This is a genomic window from Parafrankia discariae, assembly GCF_000373365.1.
Classification (GTDB): Bacteria; Actinomycetota; Actinomycetes; order Frankiales; family Frankiaceae; genus Parafrankia; species Parafrankia discariae.
Genome location: NZ_KB891148.1, coordinates 21,228 through 41,003 on the forward strand (window position 1 = coordinate 21,228; position 19,776 = coordinate 41,003).

11 protein-coding genes are annotated in these 19,776 nt (G+C 75.6%); all 11 read left to right on the forward strand.

The features are described 5' to 3' along the window. Positions 1–57: 57 nt before the first annotated feature. The 11 genes from B056_RS0107735 (at position 58) to B056_RS0107785 (ending at position 19,754) form a co-directional block, all read left to right on the forward strand. The gene (locus B056_RS0107735; protein WP_018501310.1) at positions 58–1,293 is read left to right on the forward strand and encodes an NAD(P)/FAD-dependent oxidoreductase; all 1,236 of its coding nucleotides are present in this window, start codon (positions 58–60) and stop codon (positions 1,291–1,293) included. Positions 1,294–1,317: 24 nt separating this feature from the next. Further along, the gene (locus B056_RS0107740; protein WP_018501311.1) at positions 1,318–2,595 is read left to right on the forward strand and encodes an acyl-CoA dehydrogenase family protein; all 1,278 of its coding nucleotides are present in this window, start codon (positions 1,318–1,320) and stop codon (positions 2,593–2,595) included. Further along, positions 2,592–3,167 (forward strand): DUF4442 domain-containing protein, encoded by a 576-nt coding sequence (locus tag B056_RS0107745; protein WP_018501312.1) that lies wholly within the window; start codon positions 2,592–2,594, stop codon positions 3,165–3,167. The genes B056_RS0107740 and B056_RS0107745 overlap by 4 nt, the downstream gene beginning before the upstream one ends. A 2-nt stretch (positions 3,168–3,169) precedes the next feature. Beyond that, positions 3,170–4,183, forward strand: a complete 1,014-nt coding sequence (locus tag B056_RS0107750; protein ID WP_018501313.1) for an alpha/beta hydrolase family protein — start codon at positions 3,170–3,172, stop codon at positions 4,181–4,183. After that, positions 4,180–4,836 (forward strand): SGNH/GDSL hydrolase family protein, encoded by a 657-nt coding sequence (locus tag B056_RS0107755; RefSeq protein WP_018501314.1) that lies wholly within the window; start codon positions 4,180–4,182, stop codon positions 4,834–4,836. Before B056_RS0107750 ends, B056_RS0107755 begins: the two co-directional genes overlap by 4 nt. A 175-nt stretch (positions 4,837–5,011) precedes the next feature. Further along, positions 5,012–11,971, forward strand: a complete 6,960-nt coding sequence (locus B056_RS0107760; RefSeq protein WP_026239444.1) for a type I polyketide synthase — start codon at positions 5,012–5,014, stop codon at positions 11,969–11,971. Beyond that, entirely contained in the window at positions 11,968–14,301 is a 2,334-nt protein-coding gene (locus tag B056_RS0107765) for a hotdog family protein (RefSeq protein WP_018501316.1), read from the forward strand. The genes B056_RS0107760 and B056_RS0107765 overlap by 4 nt, the downstream gene beginning before the upstream one ends. Further along, a complete protein-coding gene (locus tag B056_RS0107770; RefSeq protein ID WP_018501317.1) occupies positions 14,295–15,986 on the forward strand; it encodes a PfaD family polyunsaturated fatty acid/polyketide biosynthesis protein in 1,692 nt (563 codons plus the stop codon). The genes B056_RS0107765 and B056_RS0107770 overlap by 7 nt, the downstream gene beginning before the upstream one ends. Next, a complete protein-coding gene (locus tag B056_RS0107775; RefSeq protein WP_018501318.1) occupies positions 15,983–17,788 on the forward strand; it encodes an acetyl-CoA carboxylase carboxyl transferase subunit in 1,806 nt (601 codons plus the stop codon). Before B056_RS0107770 ends, B056_RS0107775 begins: the two co-directional genes overlap by 4 nt. Next, complete coding sequence (locus B056_RS0107780; RefSeq protein WP_018501319.1) at positions 17,785–18,411, forward strand: acetyl-CoA carboxylase biotin carboxyl carrier protein; 627 nt, start codon at positions 17,785–17,787, stop codon at positions 18,409–18,411. The genes B056_RS0107775 and B056_RS0107780 overlap by 4 nt, the downstream gene beginning before the upstream one ends. After that, positions 18,408–19,754: an acetyl-CoA carboxylase biotin carboxylase subunit gene (locus tag B056_RS0107785; RefSeq protein ID WP_018501320.1), complete on the forward strand. Its 1,347-nt coding sequence runs from the start codon at positions 18,408–18,410 to the stop codon at positions 19,752–19,754. Before B056_RS0107780 ends, B056_RS0107785 begins: the two co-directional genes overlap by 4 nt. Positions 19,755–19,776: the final 22 nt, after the last annotated feature.

Sequence of the window (19,776 nt, forward strand, 5' to 3'; positions counted from 1 at the left end):
CTGACCTCTTCGCCCGTATGACCTCTCCGCCCGCATGACCGACGGGAGCACTCAAGGATGTACGACGTCATCGTGGTCGGCGCCCGCTGCGCCGGCTCACCGCTGGCCATGCTGCTCGCCCGCCAGGGCCACCGGGTCCTGGTCGTGGACCGGTCGACCTTCCCCAGCGACACCGTCTCCACCCACTACATGCACCAGACCGGCCTGGCCCGGCTGCGCGACTGGGGCCTGCTGGACCGCCTGGTCGCCACCGGCGTCCCGCCGATGCGCCACCTCACCTTCTCCTACACCGGCATCTACCTGGAGGGCTTCGCCGACCCGATCGAGGGGATCAGCGAGGTCTACTCGCCGCGCCGGATCATCCTGGACAAGCTGCTGGTCGACGCCGCCCGCGAGGCCGGCGCCGAGGTGATCGAGGGCTTCACGGTCAGTGACCTGCTCTTCGACGACGGCCGGGTCACCGGCATCCGCGGCCGCGCCGGCGAGGGCCCCGAGCAGGAGTTCCGCGCCGCGTTCGTGGTCGGGGCGGACGGGCGGACGTCCACCGTGGCCGACAAGGTCGGCGCGGACTTCTACCGGGTGGTGCCGGCGGCCGGCTTCATCTACTACTCCTACTACGAGGGCCTGGACTGGACGTTCCAGCACCGGACCGGCTTCGGCGAGCAGCAGTTCGGCACCTGGCCGACCCACGACGGCCGGCACCTGCTGTCGATCATCCGCCCCCGCTCGGCGTTCAGCGAGTTCCGCGCCGACGTCGAGGGCAGCTTCCACGCCATCTTCGACGCGGTCGTCCCCGAGCTCGGCGAGGACCTGCGGGCCCGCGGCCGGCGCGTCGAGGAGTTCCGTCCGATGCGCTACCCGGACAACTACTACCGGCGCTCGCACGGGCCCGGCTGGGCGCTGGTCGGCGACGCCGGCTACCACAAGGACCCGTTCACCGGCTGGGGCATCACCGACGCCTTCACCCAGGCGCAGCTGCTCGCCGACCGGCTGCACGCCGGCCTGGCCGGCGAGCGGACGCTGGACGACGCCGCCGCCGAGTACGTCAAGATCCGCGACGAGGAGAGCCACGGGACGTTCGAGCTGACCTGCACGCTCTCGCACCTCGTGCTGCCGCCGTTCCTGCACTCGGCCTTCACCGCGACGGCGCAGAGCCCCCGCTACACGAAGAAGTTCTTCGGGATGATCGCCGGCGGTGTTCCCGGCCACGACTTCTTCCACCCCGACAACCTCGCGGAGCTCTACGAGGAGGTCGGCACGCCCGCCGAGAAGCGTCTGCTGTCGGCCGGCTGATCCAGGATCGGGAGGCATCGGCTGATGAGCACCGTTCCGGTGGCCGCGCCCCACACGGGCAACGGCACGACACCCGACGACACGCCGGCAGGCGCCACGACCGGCTCCGGTACGAGCGCCGTCGACGTCGGCGAGCTCGCGCGGCGCACGCTGGCGTTCGTGCGCGAGGAGGTGCTGCCGGTCGAGCGCGAGCTGATCGTCGCGGGCCGGCACATGGACGACGACGTCCGTGTCGACCTGCAGCGCGCGGCCCGCGCGGCCGGTGTCTTCGGGCCGCTGACGCCGGTCGCGCTCGGCGGGCTCGGCCTGGACAACGCCGGGCTCGCGCAGGTGCTCGAGGCCGCCGGGACGAGCCTCATCGGCCCGATCGCCGTGAACTGCGCGGCGCCCGACGACGGGAACATGCACCTGCTCGCCGACGTCACGACGCCGAGCCAGGCCGAGCGTTACCTGCACCCGCTGCTACGCGGCGAGACCCGCTCGGCGATCGCGCTCACCGAGCCGGCGCCGGGCGCGGGCTCGGACCCCTCGATGGTCCGCACGACGGCGACCCAGGTCGACGGCGGCTGGGTCATCGACGGCGCGAAGCACTTCATCACCGGGGCCGAGGGCGCCGCGTTCACGATCTGCATCGCCCGCACCGAGGGCGGCACCACCATGTTCCTGGTCGACCAGGACAACCCCGGTCTGACCGTCGGACGGCGCATGCCCACCCTGGACCACAGCGCCCCGGGCGGGCACTGCGAGGTGAGTTTCGCCGACTGCTTCGTCCCCGACGAGGCAGTGCTCGGTGACGTCGGCGCCGGGCTGCGCTACGCCCAGGTGCGGCTGGCCCCGGCCCGGCTCGCGTTCTGCATGAGCTGGCTCGGGGTGGCCGCCCGGGCGCACGGCATGGCGGCCGAGTGGATCCAGCGGCGGAGCTCGTTCGGCCGGCCGATCTCCGAGCACGGCATGGCCCAGGCGCACATCGCCGACAACGAGATCGACATCCTCGCCGCCCGTGCCCTGATCCGCTCGGTGGCCCTGGTGCTCGACGAGCAGGGCGTGGCGAGCTCCGCGGCCCGCCACGGCGCGGCGGTCGCCAAGACGTTCGTCGCCGAGGCGGTGTGGCGGGTCCTGGACCGGGTGGTGCAGCTCTACGGCGGCCTCGGGATCTGCGAGGACCACCTGGTGGCGCGCTTCCTCGTCGAGGCCCGCGGGTTCCGTATCTACGAGGGCTCGTCCGAGGTCCTGCGCACCTCCATCGCCAAGCGGGTGCTGCGCGCCCACCAGCCGGCCATCACCGGAGAGGACACGCGATGACACCGACGTCCGCACCGACCACGGCGTCCAATTCCGGCCAGCCCGGCGCGGCGGCGGGTGGGGAGAGCCGGCCCGGGCCGTTCGCCGTCTTCGGCGCGGCCACCGCCGACCCCGCGGCGCCCGACCTCGAGCGCATCCGGGAGATCGCGAACGCGATCGTGCCGTTCCGGCGGTTCGTCGGCATCGACATCACCGAGATCGACGCGGAGCGCTCGATGGTAATCATCCCGGACCGGCCCGATCTCACCAACCAGCTCGGCACCGTGCACGCCGGCGCGCTGTTCCTGGCCGCCGACCTCGCCGGCGCCGCGGCGGTCGCCGGGGCGCTCGCGCCGCGGCTGAGCCGGTTCGAGTACCTCGTCGTCCGCGACGCCCGCTCGACGTTCCGCAAGCCGGCCAACGGGCGGGTGCGGGCGATCGGCCTGGTCGACGAGCGGGAGGCCCGCCGGGTCCTAACCGGCACCGGGCCGGAGCGGTTCGACCTCGACGTCAAGGCGCTGCTCTACGACGACGCCGACGTGCTCGTCGCCCGGTTCCACTTCGACTACGCCTGCGCGATCGCCGGAGACTGACGATGCCGACCACCGAGTCGACGACCCCCGCCGACCCCACCGGAACCGCGGCGCCCACCGAGACGGCAGCGCCCGCTGAGACGGCACCACCCACTGAGACCGCAGCGCCCGCGGCGACCGCGGCGCCCGCCAAGCCGGAGAAGCTGCCGGTGCCGGTCTCCGCCGGGATCACGCTCATGGTCCGGGTGCTGGCGCAGCCCGACCCGATGGCACCCGTCGTCATGCTGCTGCCGGCGATGGCCCTGAAGGCCAAGTACTACCTGCCCATGGCCCAGGCGCTGTTCATGGCGGGCCTGTCGGTGGCCACCTTCGACCAGCGCGGGTATGGCGAGAGCAAGCCCGCCCTGCGCGACCAGCCGAACTTCGGCTACCGCGAGCTGATCGAGGTCGACCTGCCCGCGGCCGTCGGTACCGTCCGGGCCCGCTTCCCCGGGGCGCCGCTGTACCTGTTCGGCCACAGCCTCGGTGGTCAGCTCGCGCTCTTCCACGCGGCGGCCGCGCCGGGCGAGATCGCCGGCGTCGTGACCATCGGCACCGGCACGCCGTACTGGAAGGCGTTCGGACGGCGCAACTGGTTCGAGGCGTTCTGGAAGATCCAGACCATCGGCCTGGTCTCCCGGGTCCGCGGGTACTGGCCCGGCGGCATGCTCATCGGCGGCGCCATGGCCGGCCAGGTGATGGTCGACTGGGCGCGTCAGTCCCGGACGAGCTGGTGCCGTCCCAAGGGCTCGTCGCGGCGCCACGACGACGCGCTGCGCGCCCTGGACCGGCCGGTGCTGGCGATCTCGCTGGACGAGGACCGGCTCGGCCCCAGCTCGAACGTGGACTTCCTCTGTTCCCGGATGCCCGCGGCGCGGCTGACCCGCTGGCACGTCGTGGAGTCCTCGGGGGTCGCCCACCGCGACCACTTCGCGTGGATCAAGGACAGCGCGGTCATCGGACGGGCCGCGGCGAGCTGGATCACCAGTGGACAGCTGCCGGCCGGGCAGGCCGCCGAGGAGAGGAACGCGCGATGAGCAGAACACGGCTGACGGTCCTCGGGGACAGCTTCGCGGAGGGCCGCGGGGACCCGCGGCCCGGCGGCGGCTACGCCGGCTGGGTGCCCCGCTTCGCCGAGCTGTTCGGGATCCCGCGCGGCGGCTACCGCAACCTCGGCACCCACCAGGCCACCACGCAGCACATCCTGGACCGTCAGGTGCCCGCCGCCCTCGTCACCAGGGCCACCGTGATCGGTGTCATCGGCGGGGTCAACGACCTGGTCAGCGACTACGAGCCGGCCCGGTTCCGGCGCAACCTCGCCGCGGTCCTCGGCCGGCTCTCCGGGCCGGACACCGTGCTGTTCACCGCCACCTACCCCGACATCCCCGGGAACCTGGCCGTCCCGGCCGCGTTCCGGGCGCTGCTGCGCGACCGGTTCGCGCAGGCCAACGCCTACCTGCAGGAGGCGGCGGCCGCCAGCGGCGCCGTGTGCCTGGACATCGCCGCGGCCACCGAGTGGCGCGGGCCCACGCTGTGGGACCCGGACGGGCTGCACCCGAACCCGGCCGGGCACCGCCACTTCGCCGAGACCATGGCCGACCATCTCGGCCGCCACACCGGCATGGCACCGGTCGGCCGCGAGCCGGCCGGAATGGGCGCCGGTGCCGGGGGCGGACTGCTGTCCTACTGATCCCCCGGCCAGCTCCACCGAACAGCGCCACCTACCAGTTCTACTGACGCCACCATCCCTCGGGCCCGCCCCGCGCACCAGCCAGCAGCGCACCCGGCCAGCCCGGCCCGTGCGGCCGGTCCGGCTGATCCGGCGCGCCCGAAACCAGCCGAACTTATGTTCCGAAAGGGTCATCGTGAGCGAGAGCGGACCGCCTCGGCGACTGGCCGACACTCCCATCGCCATAGTCGGAATGGCGGGCCTCTTCCCGCATGCCCACGACTTCCGGGAGTTCTGGCAGAACATCGTCGACGCCCGGGACTGCATCGAGGACATCCCGGCCAGTCGCTGGAACATCGACGACTACTACGACGCCGACCCGACCGTGCCGGACCGCACGTACTCCCGGCGCGGCGGGTTCGTGCCCGACGTCGCCTTCGACCCGCTGGAGTTCGGGCTGCCCCCGAACCAGCTCGAGGTGACCAGCACCCTGCAGACGCTGAGCCTCGTCGTCGCCCGCGACCTGCTGCGCGACGCCGGAGCGCACGCCGAGGAGTGGTACGACGCCGACTCGACCGGCGTCGTGCTCGGCGTCACCGGTCCCGTCCCGCTGATGCACCCGCTCGCCGCCCGGCTGACGACGCCGGTGCTGCGCGAGGTCGTCCGCGCCTGCGGGCTGACCGAGGACGACGCGGAGGCGATCGCCACCCGCTACTCCGAGGCGTTCGCGCCCTGGGAGGAGAACTCCTTCCCCGGCCTGCTGGCGAACGTCACCGCCGGGCGGATCGCGAACCGGCTCGGCCTCGGCGGGATGAACTCGACGGTCGACGCCGCCTGCGCGGCCTCGCTGTCCGCGGTGCGGATGGCGATCGCCGAGCTGGTCGACGGCCGGGCCGACATGATGATCGCCGGTGGCGCCGACACCGAGAACTCGATCTTCGGCTACATGTGCTTCAGCAAGACTCAGGCCCTGTCGAAGTCCGACCGGATCCGCCCGTTCGACGAGGGCGCGGACGGCACGCTCATCGGCGAGGGCATCGGCATGCTCGCCCTGCGCCGCCTCGCCGACGCCGAGCGCGACGGCAACCGGATCTACGCCGTCATCCGCGGCCTCGGCTCGGCCAGCGACGGGCGCTCGAAGAGCATCTACGCGCCGCGGGCCGAGGGCCAGGAGCGCGCGCTGCGCCGCGCCTACGCCGACGCCGACTGCTCGCCCGCCTCGGTGGAGCTGTTCGAGGCGCACGCGACCGGCACCGCGGTCGGCGACCGCACCGAGCTGACCGCGCTGGACGCCGTCCTGCGCGACGCCGCCGGAGACGAGGCCCGCTTCGCCGCGATCGGCAGTGTCAAGTCGCAGATCGGGCACACCAAGGGCGCGGCCGGCACCGCGAGCCTGATGAAGCTGGCGCTCAGCCTCTACCAGAAGACGCTGCCGCCGACGATCAACGTCGAGCGCCCCAGCGGCCCGCTCGCCGACGACCAGGCCCCGCTGTACGTCAACACACACACCCGGCCGTGGGTCCGTGACCCGCGGCGCCCGGTGCGGCGCGCGGCGGCGTCCGCGATGGGCTTCGGCGGGACGAACTTCCACGTCGTGCTGGAGGAGCACCGGGCCGAGCGGCCGGCGGGCGGCCTGCTGCATCGCACCGCCCGCGCCTGGGTGTGGCACGCGCCCGACCCGGCGGCGCTGCGCGCGGCTCTCGACGCCGGCGAGCCCCCCGCCGACGGGCCGATCCCCGCCGAGCACGCCCGGGTCGGGTTCGTCACCCCCGCCGCCGGCCACGACGGCGTCGCTCCCGACGGCGCGGACCTGCGCCGCATCGCCCTCGAGCAGCTCACCGCGGCACCCGACGCCGAGCAGTGGACGCACCCGGCCGGCGTGTACTACCGCCGGGCGGCGCTGCCCGACCCGCGGGTGGGCGCGCTGTTCGCCGGGCAGGGCAGCCAGTACGTGGAGATGGGCCTGGACGCCGCCCTCGGCGTCCCGACCGTCGCGCAGGCCCTCGACGACGCGAACGCCGTGTTCGCCGACGACGACACGCGGCTGGGCGCCGTGATGTACCCGCCGCCCGTCTCGGACCCGCAGGTTCGCCAGGAGCAGGAGTCGCGGCTGCGTGCCACCCGGTACGCCCAGCCGGCGATCGGCGCGCTCTCCGCCGGGCAGTTCCGCTACCTGCGGGAGCTCGGTCTGGACTGCGCCGGCTACCTCGGCCACAGCTTCGGCGAGCTGACCGCCCTGTGGGCGGCCGGTGCCCTCGACGACACCGAGTTCTTCCGGCTGGCCCGGGCCCGCGGTGCCGCGATGGCACCCCCGGAGCCGGTCACCGGCGGCGAGCCGGGTGCCGATGAGGACTCGGGCACGATGGCCGCCGTCCAGGCGAGCCGGGAGCAGATCACCGAGATCCTGGCCGACTTCCCCGACGTGGTCGTATGCAACAACAACGCCCCCGACCAGGTGGTCGTCGGCGGTGGGACGCAGGCCGTCGAGGCGGTCGTCGAGGAACTGGCCCGGCGCGGGATGACCGGCCGGCTGCTGCCCGTCTCGGCCGCGTTCCACACCCGCTATGTCGCCCACGCGGTCGAGCGGTTCGCCGAGGACCTGGCGCAGGCCCGGATCGGCGCCCCGACCGCTCCGGTGTACGCGAACACGGCCGGCGCCGTCTACGGCCCCGACCCCGACGCGAACCGGGCCGTGCTCGCCGGCCAGCTGCTCGCCCCGGTCGACTTCGTCGCCGGTGTCACGGCGATGCGCGAGGCCGGGTGCAACATCTTCGTCGAGTTCGGCCCCAAGCAGGTGCTGGCCCAGCTCACCCGGCGCATCCTCGACGACGCGCCGGTCGCGGTCGTCTCCACCGACGGCGGCCCGCTGCGCGACGGCGACGTCGTGCTCAAGCAGGCCGCCGTGCAGCTCGCCGTGCTGGGCCTGCCGCTGGCGGGCCTCAACCGCCACGACGCGACGGCCAACCCGGCGGGCGACGCCGAGCCGCCGCGGCGCGCGTCGATGACGGTCACCCTCACCGGCGCCGAGTACGTCCCGCAGTCCCGCCGGGCCCTGTACCAGGCGGGTCTGACCGACGGCTTCCAGGTCTCCGCGGTCGCCGCGGCCGCCGCCCCGGTCGCCGCGGCTTCGGTGCCCGCGGCGGCCACGAACGGCGCGGCGGCGCACCCGACCACGACGCACACCGCCGCCGCGCACGTCACCGTGCCGCCCACCGCCCTGACCGAACCGGTCCAGGCCCCGCTGCCAGCCCTCGTCGCGCCCGCGCCCGTGGCCGCCGAGCCGCCCGCGGCTGCTGCCGCTGGTCCGGCCGGCGCCGGGGTCAGCGAGGCCGTCGCCCTGCATCTCGACCTGCACGGCCGCTACCTGGACGGTCAGCTCCGGGTCACCGAGGAGCTGGTGGGCCTGCTGCGCGACGGCGCCCGCAACGGCGACCAGGCCGGCTGGGTGCCCGCCGCGGTCGAGCAGGTCCGGGACCAGAGCCTCGCGGCCGGCCGGGCGCACATCCACGCCAACGGGGTCCTCGCCGCGTTGGCCGGCCTCGAGCTCGCGGCGAGCGGGCACGCCCCGGCGGAGCCAGCCGCGGGTGCGCCCGCCCGGCTGGAGCTCACCGCCCGTTCCACCGGCGCGGCCGGACCGGCCGCTCTCGCGCCGCCGCCCGCGGCGCCAGTCGGGCCCGCAGCGCCAGCCCCGGTGATCGCCGCCGCGCCCGCGATGGTGCCCGTCGGCGCCGCCGACCTCGTCGCGGTGCCGGCACAGCCGACCGGCAACGGCCACCACCCGCCCGCGCCCACCGGTTCACCCGCCCCCGGCACGCCCACGGCGGCCGACACCGGACCCGACGCGGACACGGTGCGCACGGCCCTGCTCAGCGTGGTCGCCGACCGCACCGGCTACCCCGCCGAAATGATCGACACCGGCATGGACCTCGAAGCCGACCTCGGCGTCGACTCCATCAAACGAGTCCAGATCCTCGGCGCCCTCCAGGAACACTTCCCCACCCTCCCCAGCGTCGGCCCCGAACACCTCGCCGAAATGCGCACCCTCAACCACATCACCGACTACGTCCTCACCTCCCTCGCCGTTCCGACCACCGCCGCCGGCGCCGGGACGTCCACCCAGCCCGCGACCGCGGCGCCCGCCGCGCCGGGTGGCACCGGAGTCGACGCGGACACGGTGCGCACGGCCCTGCTCAGCGTGGTCGCCGACCGCACCGGCTACCCCGCCGAAATGATCGACACCGGCATGGACCTCGAAGCCGACCTCGGCGTCGACTCCATCAAACGAGTCCAGATCCTCGGCGCCCTCCAGGAACACTTCCCCACCCTCCCCAGCGTCGGCCCCGAACACCTCGCCGAAATGCGCACCCTCAACCACATCACCGACTACGTCCTCACCTCCCTGGGACCGGTGAACCCGGCGCCCGACGGCACCACGAACGGGGCCGCCTCCCCAAAAGGAGGTGAGCCGACTGCGACGACCGGCCTGAACGGTCATCGCAGCGGCACCGCCGACGCGCTCCCGCACCGGCCGGTCGAGCTGGTCCCGGCCGCCCCGGTCGACGTCCTGGACGCCGCCCCGTTCGGGCCCGACCCAGTCGCCGTGCTCGTCGACGCGACCGGCCCCGACACGACCGGGCAGGACACGCCAGCAGCCGGGCTGGCGGCGCTCGCCGACGGGCTGACCGCCCGCGGGTTCACCGTCCGCACCGTGCGGCTACCCGACCACGGCGGCACGGCGGGCAACGGCGGCACGGCCGGCGACGACGCCGGCCAGGCCGACCCGCTCGACGGGTGGGATTCGGCTGAGGTCGAACGGGCCCTGGCCGGCGCGCTCGGCGGCGACGGCGCCGTCGACCTGTGCGCCCTGCTGGTCAACACGGACGGTGGTGGCGACGCCTGGTCCGCGGGGATCCGCCGGCTCGCCGACACCGTCCTGGTCGCCAAGCACGCCGCCGGGCCGCTGTCGCGGGCCGCGGCGCGCGGCGGGCGGGCGGCGTTCTGCGCCGTCACCCGGCTCGACGGCGGCCTGGGGCTGCGCGGCGACGCCCCGGCGGTGGAACGCCTCGTCGGCGGCGCGGCCGGGGTGGTCAAGACGCTGCTGCGCGAGGAGCCGGCGCTGTTCTGCCGCGCCTTGGACGTCCACCCCGCCCACGCCCCGGCCGCGGTCGCGGAGCTGGTGCTCACCGAGCTGTGGGACCCGGCGACCGGCCTGGCCGAAGTCGGCCTGGACGAGCAGGGGGCACGCTGGACCGTCCGGCCCGGACCCTTCGGCGACGGCGCCGCGGGCTCGGCCAGCCTGACCTACGAGGACGGCCTGGCCCACGAGGACGCCCGGGGCCGGGAGGCCGGCACCGCCGCCGCCCTCCCGGCCCTCGGCCCCGACGACACCGTGGTCGTCACCGGCGGGGCACGCGGGGTCACCGCGGACTGCGTGCGCGCCCTCGCGGCGCGGACCAGGGCCCGGTTCGTCCTGCTCGGCCGCACGGCGGCCGGCAGCGACCCCGAGTGGGCGACCGGTGTCGCCGACACCGGCCTGCTCGCCGCCGCCGCGAAGGCCCTGGCCGCTCAGGCAGGCCCCCGCGGGCCGCGTCCGACGCCGCGCCAGGCCGAGGCGGCCCGCCGCGACGTCCTGGCCCGCCGCGAGATCCGGGAGACCCTGGCCGTGCTCGCCGCGGCCGGCTCCGACGCGGTCTACCTGGCCGTGGACATCGCCGACGCGGCCGCGGTGCGCGCCGCGCTGGAGCCGTACCGGGGCCGCGCCGCCGCGCTGGTGCACGGCGCGGGCGCGCTGGCCGACAGCGCGCTGACGGCCAAGACGCCCGACGCGGTCCGCCGCGTCCTCACGCCGAAGCTGACCGGACTGCGCAACGTCCTCGACGCGCTCGGCGACAGCACATCCGGCGGCGAGCCGGACTCGCCCCTGCGTCACCTGGTGCTGTTCGCCTCGGTGGCCGGGCTGATGGGCAACCCCGGCCAGGCCGACTACGCCGCGGCGAACGAGGCGCTGGGCCGCCTCGCCGCGGGGTGGAAGCACGCCGACCCCGGCCGGCACGTCACCGCGATCGACTGGGGTGCCTGGGACGGCGGGATGGTCGACGCCGACCTGCGGGAGCTGTTCAAGTCCCGCGGCGTCGCGCTGATCGACCGGGTGGCGGGCGCCGAGGCGTTCGCCGCCCAGTTCGAGCCGGCCCGGGTGGACGACGTGTGCGTCCTGGTCGGCTCCGCCGAGGCGCTGACCGGCGGTGCGGACGTCCGCACCGCCCCGGCGCTGGTCGCCCGCCGCGATCTGGGCGAGATCGCCGGGCACCCGGTCATCCGCGACCACCAGGTCGGCGGGTTCCCCGTGCTGCCCGCGACGTTCGGGCTCGGCTGGATGGTCAACCTGGCCGAGCGGGCGCACCCGGGGCTGACGGTGGTCGAGGTCCGTGGGTTCGACGTCCACAAGGGGGTCGTGTTCGACGGGACGGGCGAGCTGATGTTCCGCGTGCACACCGCGGCCGCCGAGCTCGAGGGCAGCGGCGCGGATGGACGGGTCGTCGTGAAGGCGAGCGTGCGCAGCCCCGGTGCGCTGCCGACCGGGCTCTCCCGGTACGCCGCCACGCTGGTGCTCGCCGCCGCCCCGCCGGCACCCGCCGAGGTCGAGGACTGGCCCCGGTTGCACGCCGCGTGGACGGCGCCGGGCCCCGAGGACGGCCTGGAGATCTACACCGGCGCGACGCTGTTCCACGGCCCGCTGCTGCAGGGCATCCGACGGATCGTGACGCGCGGCGACGACCGGCTGGTCGTCGAGTGCCGCCTGGACGGGTCGGCGGTGGGCCGGGGCGCGTTCGCCGGCGCGCTGCACGACCCGGTGCTGGCCGACCTGCTGCTGCACGGCCCGTCCGTGCTCGGCCGGTGGCTGACCGGCCAGGCATGCCTCCCGCTGGCCGTCGGACGGATCGACTACCGCGCACCGCTACCCGCCGGCGAGCCCTTCGCCGTGGTGATCGACAACGCGGTGGTGCGCGACACCGGGGTCACCAGCCGGGTGACCGCGGTCGGGCGCGACGGACGGATCCTCGTCCGCCTGCACGACGTGGCGATGATCGGGACGCCCGACATGGCGACGAAGTTCGCCGAGGGCACCGCGAGCTGGCACGAGGAGGTGTCCGCATGACAGTCGAGATGACCGGACCGGTACCCGCGACCCCGTTCGTCGCGGACCTCGCGGACGACGAGCTGTCGTTCGACGGGGAGCCCTTCGACAGCCTGCGGCTGACCGTCGCGGGACCAGGAGCACCGGCCGCACCGGCGGCACCGGCCGCACCGGCCGCCGTGCCTGCGGCCGGCGCGGAGCCGGCCGGCTCCGCCGGGCGGATCGCGCAGGTCGTACGCGAGGTGCGCGCGGTCGTGGTGGCCGCGCACGAATCCGCGCTGAACGCGCAGCTCGCGCTCACCCGGCTCAGCCTCTCCGGACCCGGCCGGCCACTGGCCGCCAGCCGGCCAGCCGCGCCGTCCGCGCCGTCCGCGCCGTCCGCGCTCACCGCACCACCCGCGGGGCCCGCCGTGACAGCCGGGCCCGCCGTGGCAGCCGGTGCGGCCGGGCCGGCTGTTCCGACCGGGCCGGTCGCACCGGAGGTCGCGCCTACGGATCCGGTCGCGACGGAGGCGGCGTTCAAGCCGCTCGCCCGCTCCGAGCGCCGGGAGCTCACCGAGGCCGACCTGGCCGCGCTGGCCCGCGGCGACGTGGCCGGCGTCTTCGGGCCGGCCTACGACCAGCAGGGCGTCAACCCGGACGTCCGCCTCACCGAGCCCGGCGAGGCGACGCTGCTCACCTGGGTGGCGGACCTGCGGCTGCGCGGCGGGAGCCGCACCGCGGGCTCGCTGCACGCCGGACTGCGCCCCCTGGCCGGCCCGGCCGGCGCCGGTTCACCGGCCGGCCCGGCCGGCGCCGGACCGCTGGCCGAAGCGCTCCAGGCGGCGGCCACGCAGGCCGCCAAGGTGTTCGCCCTCTACGCCGGCCTGCACCTGTGCCTCGCCGACGCCCGGTTCGTCCCCGGCCCGCCGGCCGAGGACGCCGACGGCGGCCCGCGCACCGGCGCCCCGCCGCCCGCCCCGACGGTGGCCCTCACCGCCGACGGCGGCGGCTGGGACGGCACCGGCGGTGAGCTCGTCCTCGACGTCACCGCCGTCGACCTGATCGCGCGGCCCTGGCTCGCCGTGCGCGCGATGATCCACGCGGGCGGCCGGCTCGTCGCCGAGGTCCGCGACGTCGCGGTGACCGTGCGGGAGCGGCCGGGCGCGCCGATCGGCCCCGAGCACGGCGGAGCCGTCCCGGCGTTCCTGGGCCGGCGCACCACGACCGGTGAGCGGGCGCTGCTCAGCGAGTTCCACATGGCCCACTGCGCACGCGGTGACCAGGGCATCGGCCTCGGGCCGGAGTTCGCCGGCTACCGGGGGCGGCGCGCGACCCGGCTGCCCGGCGGCGGCCTGCGCCTCGTCGACCGGGTGATGGCGATGGACTCCCGGCGCGGGGACCTGCGCGGCGGGGCGACCCACGTCACCGAGTACGACGCGGCGGCCGACTGCTGGTACTTCACCGAGACGGCGAACGCGTCCATGCCGAACTGCGTCTACATGGAGACCAGCCTGCAGGCCGCGCTGATGCTGGGCTACTACCTCGGCGCCACCGTGGCCGAGCCGGCGGAGGACTACAGCCTGCGCAACCTCGGCGGCAGCGCGACCGTGCTGCGCGAGGTCGAGTTGCGCGACGCGACGATCCGCCAGCACTCGACGCTGCTGTCGACCAACCCGATGCCCGGCACGGCCCTGCAGGACTTCTCCTACTCCCTCGCCGTCGACGGCGAGCCGTTCTACACCGGCGAGTCGATGTTCGGGTATTTCAACGCCCCGGCGCTGGCCCGCCAGACCGGCCTGGACGGCGGCCGGCTGGAGCCGACCTGGCTGGACGCCCTCGACGAGCGGGACCGCCCGCCGGTGCGGCTGATCGACGTGGCCGCGCGCCGCGCCGACCCGGCCGCGCCGCTGTGCGCCCGCGGCCACCTGGCGCTGCTCGACGACGTCGAGGTCGTGGACGGCGGCGGCCGGTTCGGCCGGGGCTACCTCCGGGCGCAGCGGCCGATCGACCCGCAGGACTGGTTCTTCGCCCGGCACTTCTACCTCGACCCGGTCATCCCCGGCTCCCTCGGGGTGGAGGCCGTCGTCCAGGCCATGCAGGAGTGGGTCATCGACGCCGGCCACCTCGCCGGCCTCGCCCGGCCCGGCTTCGTGCTGCCGGTGGGCGTGCCCCTGCAGTGGAAGTACCGCGGCCAGCTCCTGCCCTCCGACGGGACGTTCACCCTGGAGGTCCACATCAAGGACGTCAGCCACCGGCCCGGACGGGTCCGCGTCACCGCCGACGCGAGCCTGTGGAAGCCGACGATGCGCATCTACGAACTGACCGACATCGCCGTGGAGCTGCGCGACGAGGGGGCCCCGGCATGGTGACCCCGGTCGCGCACGCCGCCCGCCCCGGCCCCGGCCCGACCGCCACCACGGCGGACGGCGCGACCCTGCCGGGCGCGGCCCCGCCCGGCACGCCCGGCGTGCCCGGGGCTCTCGCCCGCCGGCCGGCCGACATCCACCGGGTGCTCGCCGATCTGGACCGGCCCTGCTACGTCGTCCAGGACGCGGCGGGGCTCGCCGTCACCGGAGACGAACGGGCCGCGGCGGCGGCCGGGCGGGTGCTGGCAGCCGTCGGCCCGCTGCCGCCGGAGCGGCTCGGCGCTCCCGCGTTCCGCCGCGACCACCAGGTGACCCAGGCGTACATGGCCGGGTCGATGGCGAACGGCATCGCGTCGGCGGACCTGGTCGTCGCGCTGGCCCGGGCCGGTTTCCTGGCCTCGTTCGGCGCGGCCGGCGTCGTCGCCGCCCGGGTCGACGAGGCGCTCGCCGACATCCGCCGGCGGGCGCCGGGGCTGGCGTTCGGCTGCAACCTGATCCACAGCCCGACCGAGGCGGCGATGGAACGCGAGGTCGTCGACGCCTGCCTGCGCCACCAGGTGCGCTGTGTCGAGGCGTCGGCGTTCCTGGCTCTCACCCCGCAGGTGTTGCGCTACCGGGCCGCCGGGCTGCGCCGCGGTCCCGACGGCCGGGTCGTCGCCGACAACCGGATCGTCGCCAAGGTGTCGCGCACCGAGGTCGCCGAGCTGTTCCTGCGGCCCGCCCCGGCCGCGCTGCTGCGTCCACTGGTCGAGCAGGGGCTGGTCAGCGCCGAGCAGGCGGAGCTGGCGGCGACGGTGCCGCTGGCCGACGACGTCACCGCCGAGGCCGACTCCGGCGGGCACACCGACCGCCGGCCGCTGCCCGTCCTGCTGCCCGAGCTGCTCGCGCTGCGCGACAGCCTGCGCCGGGAGTCCGGCGGGCGGGGCGTGCGGATCGGCGCGGCCGGCGGGCTCGGTACCCCGCGCGCCGTCGCCGCCGCGTTCACCCTCGGCGCGGACTACGTGGTGACCGGCTCGGTCAACCAGGCCTCCGTCGAGGCGGCGCAGTCGCCGGCCACCAAGACGCTGCTGGCGCAGGCCGGCGTCACCGACTGCGTCCAGGCGCCGTCGGCGGACATGTTCGAGATCGGCGCGGAGGTCCAGGTGCTGGGCCGGGGCACCATGTTCGCGTCGAAGGCGCGCCGGCTCCACGACCTCTACCGCCGTTTCGACAGCCTCGACGAGATCCCGGCCGACGAGCGCGCCGGGCTGGAGCAGCGGATCTTCCGCCGTTCCCTCGACGAGGTCTGGGCGGACACCGTCGCGTTCTTCAGCACCCGTGACCCCGAGCAGATCGAGCGCGCGCGGGAGAACCCGAAACGGCGGATGGCGCTGGTGTTCCGCTGGTATCTCGGGCTGTCGTCGGGCTGGAGCATCAGCGGTGTCCCGGACCGGGTCGCCGACTACCAGGTCTGGTGCGGCCCGGCGATGGGCGCCTTCAACACCTGGGTGCGCGCCAGCGCGCTCGAGCCGCTGGCGAACCGGCACGCCGCCGCGATCGCCACCGAGCTGATGCGCGGCGCGGCGTTCACCAGCCGGGTCGCGGCACTGGCCCAGGCCGGCGTCCGGCTTCCGGCCCCCGCAACGACCTACGTGCCGCGGCCGCACCCGCCGCGACCAGACTCCGATCCGGGAGAGCAGGCACCATGACAGCATCGGCAACCCGGCAACGGCCCGCGGCGGATCTCGACCCGGCGGGCCTCGACACACCGGCCTGGCTCGTCTGTGACGGCTGCCGTCGGATGATCTACGGCCGGCGGTTCGCCCGCGGCGGGCACGTCTGCCCCGAGTGCGGCTGGCACGCCCGGCTGACCGCGCCGCAGCGGGTCGCGCTGCTGCTCGACGAGGGCTCCGTCGAGGTGGTCGACACCCCGGTCACCGCGGCCGACCCACTGGAGTTCGTCGACACCCGGCCCTACGCCGACCGGCTGCGTTCGGCGCGGGCGTCCACCGGGCTGTCCGAGGCGGTCGTGGTGGCCCGCGGACGGATCGAGGGTGCCCCGGTCGTCACCGCGGTGATGGACTTCCGCTTCCTCGGCGGCAGCCTCGGCGCCGCCGTCGGTGAGGCGATCACCGGGGCGTGCGAGATCGCGCTGCGTGAGCGCACCCCGCTGCTGCTGGTGACCGCCTCCGGCGGCGCGCGGATGCAGGAGGGCGCGCTGTCGCTGATGCAGATGGCGAAGACGGCCCAGGCGATCGGCCAGCTCGACGAGGCCGGCGTCCTCACCGTCTCCCTGATCACCGACCCGACGTTCGGCGGGGTCGCCGCGTCGTTCGCGACGCTGACCGACGTCATCATCGCCGAGCCCGGGGCCCGGCTCGGCTTCGCCGGGGCGCGGGTGATCGAGCAGACCATCCGCCAGACGCTGCCGCCGGGTTTTCAGACCGCCGAGTTCCTGCTGGCGCACGGCGTCGTCGACCTGATCAGCCCGCGGGCGCAGCTGCGCCCGACGCTGGCCCGCCTGCTCGGCGTCGCCACCCGCCGCCCCGGGTCCGTGCCGGTCACGCCCGGCGACGAGGGTGACGGTGTGGTGCGGGATCCGGCGCGGCTGGCGGACCGCCATCCGTGGGAGGCCGTGCGGCTCGCCCGCCGGCTGGGCCGGCCCAGCACACTGGACTACGTCGGCGCGCTGGTCGAGGACTGGACCGAGCTGCACGGTGACCGGGCCGCCACCGACTGCCCGGCGATGGTCGCCGGGCTGGGCCGCCTCGACGGGACACCCGTCGTCGTCATCGGGACGCAGAAGGGCCACACCGCCACCGAGCTCGCCACCCGCTCCTACGGGATGCCCTCCCCCGGCGGCTACCGCAAGGCGGCGCGGGTGATGCGGCTGGCGGCCAAGCTGGGCCTGCCGGTGATCACCCTCATCGACACCGCCGGCGCGCACCCCGGCATCGAGGCCGAGCAGAACGGGCAGGCCGTCGCCATCGCCGAGAACCTGCGGCTGATGGCCGGGCTGCCGGTGCCCGTCGTCGCGGTCGTCACCGGTGAGGGCGGCAGTGGCGGGGCACTGGCCCTGGCCGTCGCCGACCGGGTGCTGATGTGCGCGAACGCGATCTACTCGGTGATCAGCCCGGAGGGCTGCGCCGCCATCCTGTGGAAGGATCCCTCGGCCGGCCCCGACGCCGCGGCGGCGCTGCGGGTCGACGCCCGGGCGCTGCTGACCGCCGGGATCGTCGACGGGGTCATCCCCGAACCCGACGGCGGCGCGGACGTCGACCCGCTGGCCGCGGCCGACGCGCTGCGGGCCGCCCTCACCGGCACGCTCGCTGAGCTGACCCCGCTGGACCCGCCGACGCTGGTGACCGCCCGGCGGGCCCGGTTCCGCCGCTTCGGCACCCCGGCCCCGGCCGGCGGGGCCACCCCGGCACCCGTCGTCCCGGCGGCACGGCCACCACTCGGCGCGGGACGCACCCCGGCCGATCTCGACGAGGCGAGGCGCGTGTCATGACCACGTCCACGGCCAACGGCCGGATCACGACGACGGCGAACGGGGATGGTGACATCGGCGCGGTGCTGGCGGTGCTGCGCCACGAGGCGCTGGAGATCGGCGCCCGCGGCACGCGGCCGGCCAGCCGGGTGCGGCTGTCCGTCGGTGACGTCTCCCTCGAGGTCGACTGGGCCGTGCCCGGCGCGGCCACCGGCCCGGAGGGTCCCGGTCACCACGGCACACCCCCGCGGGCCAACGGCTCCGCCGGCCTCGGCGCGGGCGGCGGCGCGGCGCGCGACAGCGACAGCCCCGCCGCGTCGGCTGCCGCGGCCGGCACCGGAGCCCCGGCCGCGGCTCCGGCCGGTCCGGCGGACGACGGGCTCGCGTTCGTCGTCCCGGCGCACACGGTCGGGGTCTTCTACCACGCGCCCGAGCCGGGCGCGGACCCGTTCGTCCGCCCCGGGGACACCGTCGTCGCCGGCCAGCAGGTCGGGATCATCGAGGCGATGAAGCTGATGATCCCGGTCGAGGTGGAGCGGGGCGGGCGGGTCCGGGAGATCCTCGCCGCCGACGCCACCCCGGTCGAGTACGGCGAGCCACTGCTCACCCTGGACGTCTCGACACCCGCCGGCAGCACCTCGTGATCAAGAAGGTTCTGATCGCGAACCGGGGGGAGATCGCGCTGCGGGTCGCGCGCACCTGCCGCGAGCTGGGCATCGCCACGGTCGCCGCGCACTCGTCGGCGGACCGGGACTCCGCCGTCGTCTCGTTCGCCGACGAGTCCGTCCAGATCGGCCCGGGGCCGTCCCGGGACAGCTACCTCAACATCCCGGCGGTCGTCGAGGCCGCCCGGATCCGGGGCGCCGACGCCGTCCACCCCGGGTACGGGTTCCTCTCCGAGAACCCCGACTTCGCCGAGATCTGCGCGGCCGAGGGCCTGACGTTCATCGGCCCGCCGGCCGAGGTGATGGCCCGCCTCGGCGACAAGGCCGTCGCCCGGCGGATCATGTCCGAGGCCGGGCTGCCGCTGCTGCCCGGCAGCCGGGGCACCCCCGACGATCCCGAGCAGGCCGCGCAGGTGGCGGCCGAGATCGGCTACCCGGTCATCATCAAGGCGGCGGCCGGCGGCGGCGGGCGTGGGATGAGCGTCGTGCCCGACCCGGACGGCTTCGCGCGTGCCTACCGGCACACCCGCTCCACCGCCCAGGCGGTGTTCGGGGACGGCCGTCTGTACGTCGAGCGCTACCTGGCCTCGGCGCGGCACGTCGAGGTCCAGGTGCTCGCGGACGCGCACGGCAACGCCGTGCACCTGGGCGCCCGGGACTGCTCGCTGCAGCGCCGGCACCAGAAGCTGGTCGAGGAGACCCCGGCCCCCGCCCTGCCGGCCGAGATCGTCGAGCCGCTGTGCGCGGCGGCCGTCCGCGGCACCCTGGCCAGCGGGTACGTCGGCGCCGGCACCTTCGAGTTCCTCGTCGACGGCGCGGGCCGGTTCTACTTCATGGAGGTCAACTGCCGGCTCCAGGTGGAGCATCCGGTCACCGAGATGGTCACCGGGCTCGACCTGGTCGCCGAGCAGATCCGGATCGCCGCGGGCGAGCCGCTGGGCTACACCCAGGACGACGTCGACCCGCGCGGGGTGTCGATCGAGTGCCGGATCAACGCCGAGGACCCGCGCCGCGACTTCGCCCCCACGCCCGGTTCCCTCACCGAGTTCACCGTCCCGGCCGGCCCGTTCGTCCGCGTCGACACGCACGCCGCCCCCGGCTACCGCATCCCGGCCTACTACGACTCGCTGGTGGCGAAGGTGGTCGTCTGGGCGCCGGACCGCCCCCGGGCCCTGGCCCGGATGCGCCGCGCCCTCGACGAGCTGCACGCCGACGGCCCCGGGGTGGTCACCACCGCCGGCTTCCTGCGCCAGCTGCTCGACCACCCCCGCTTCGTGGCCGCCGAACACGACACCGTCCTGATCGAGTCCCTGGACCGCTGACCGGAACCGGGACGGTCCGGCG

Coding starts and splice junctions, on each gene's coding strand:
- B056_RS0107755 (WP_018501314.1), top strand. CDS start 4,180: ATGAGCAGAACACGGCTGACGGTCCTCGGGGACAGCTTCGCGGAGGGC.
- B056_RS0107765 (WP_018501316.1), top strand. CDS start 11,968: ATGACAGTCGAGATGACCGGACCGGTACCCGCGACCCCGTTCGTCGCG.
- B056_RS0107770 (WP_018501317.1), top strand. CDS start 14,295: ATGGTGACCCCGGTCGCGCACGCCGCCCGCCCCGGCCCCGGCCCGACC.
- B056_RS0107750 (WP_018501313.1), top strand. CDS start 3,170: ATGCCGACCACCGAGTCGACGACCCCCGCCGACCCCACCGGAACCGCG.
- B056_RS0107745 (WP_018501312.1), top strand. CDS start 2,592: ATGACACCGACGTCCGCACCGACCACGGCGTCCAATTCCGGCCAGCCC.
- B056_RS0107740 (WP_018501311.1), top strand. CDS start 1,318: ATGAGCACCGTTCCGGTGGCCGCGCCCCACACGGGCAACGGCACGACA.
- B056_RS0107780 (WP_018501319.1), top strand. CDS start 17,785: ATGACCACGTCCACGGCCAACGGCCGGATCACGACGACGGCGAACGGG.
- B056_RS0107735 (WP_018501310.1), top strand. CDS start 58: ATGTACGACGTCATCGTGGTCGGCGCCCGCTGCGCCGGCTCACCGCTG.
- B056_RS0107775 (WP_018501318.1), top strand. CDS start 15,983: ATGACAGCATCGGCAACCCGGCAACGGCCCGCGGCGGATCTCGACCCG.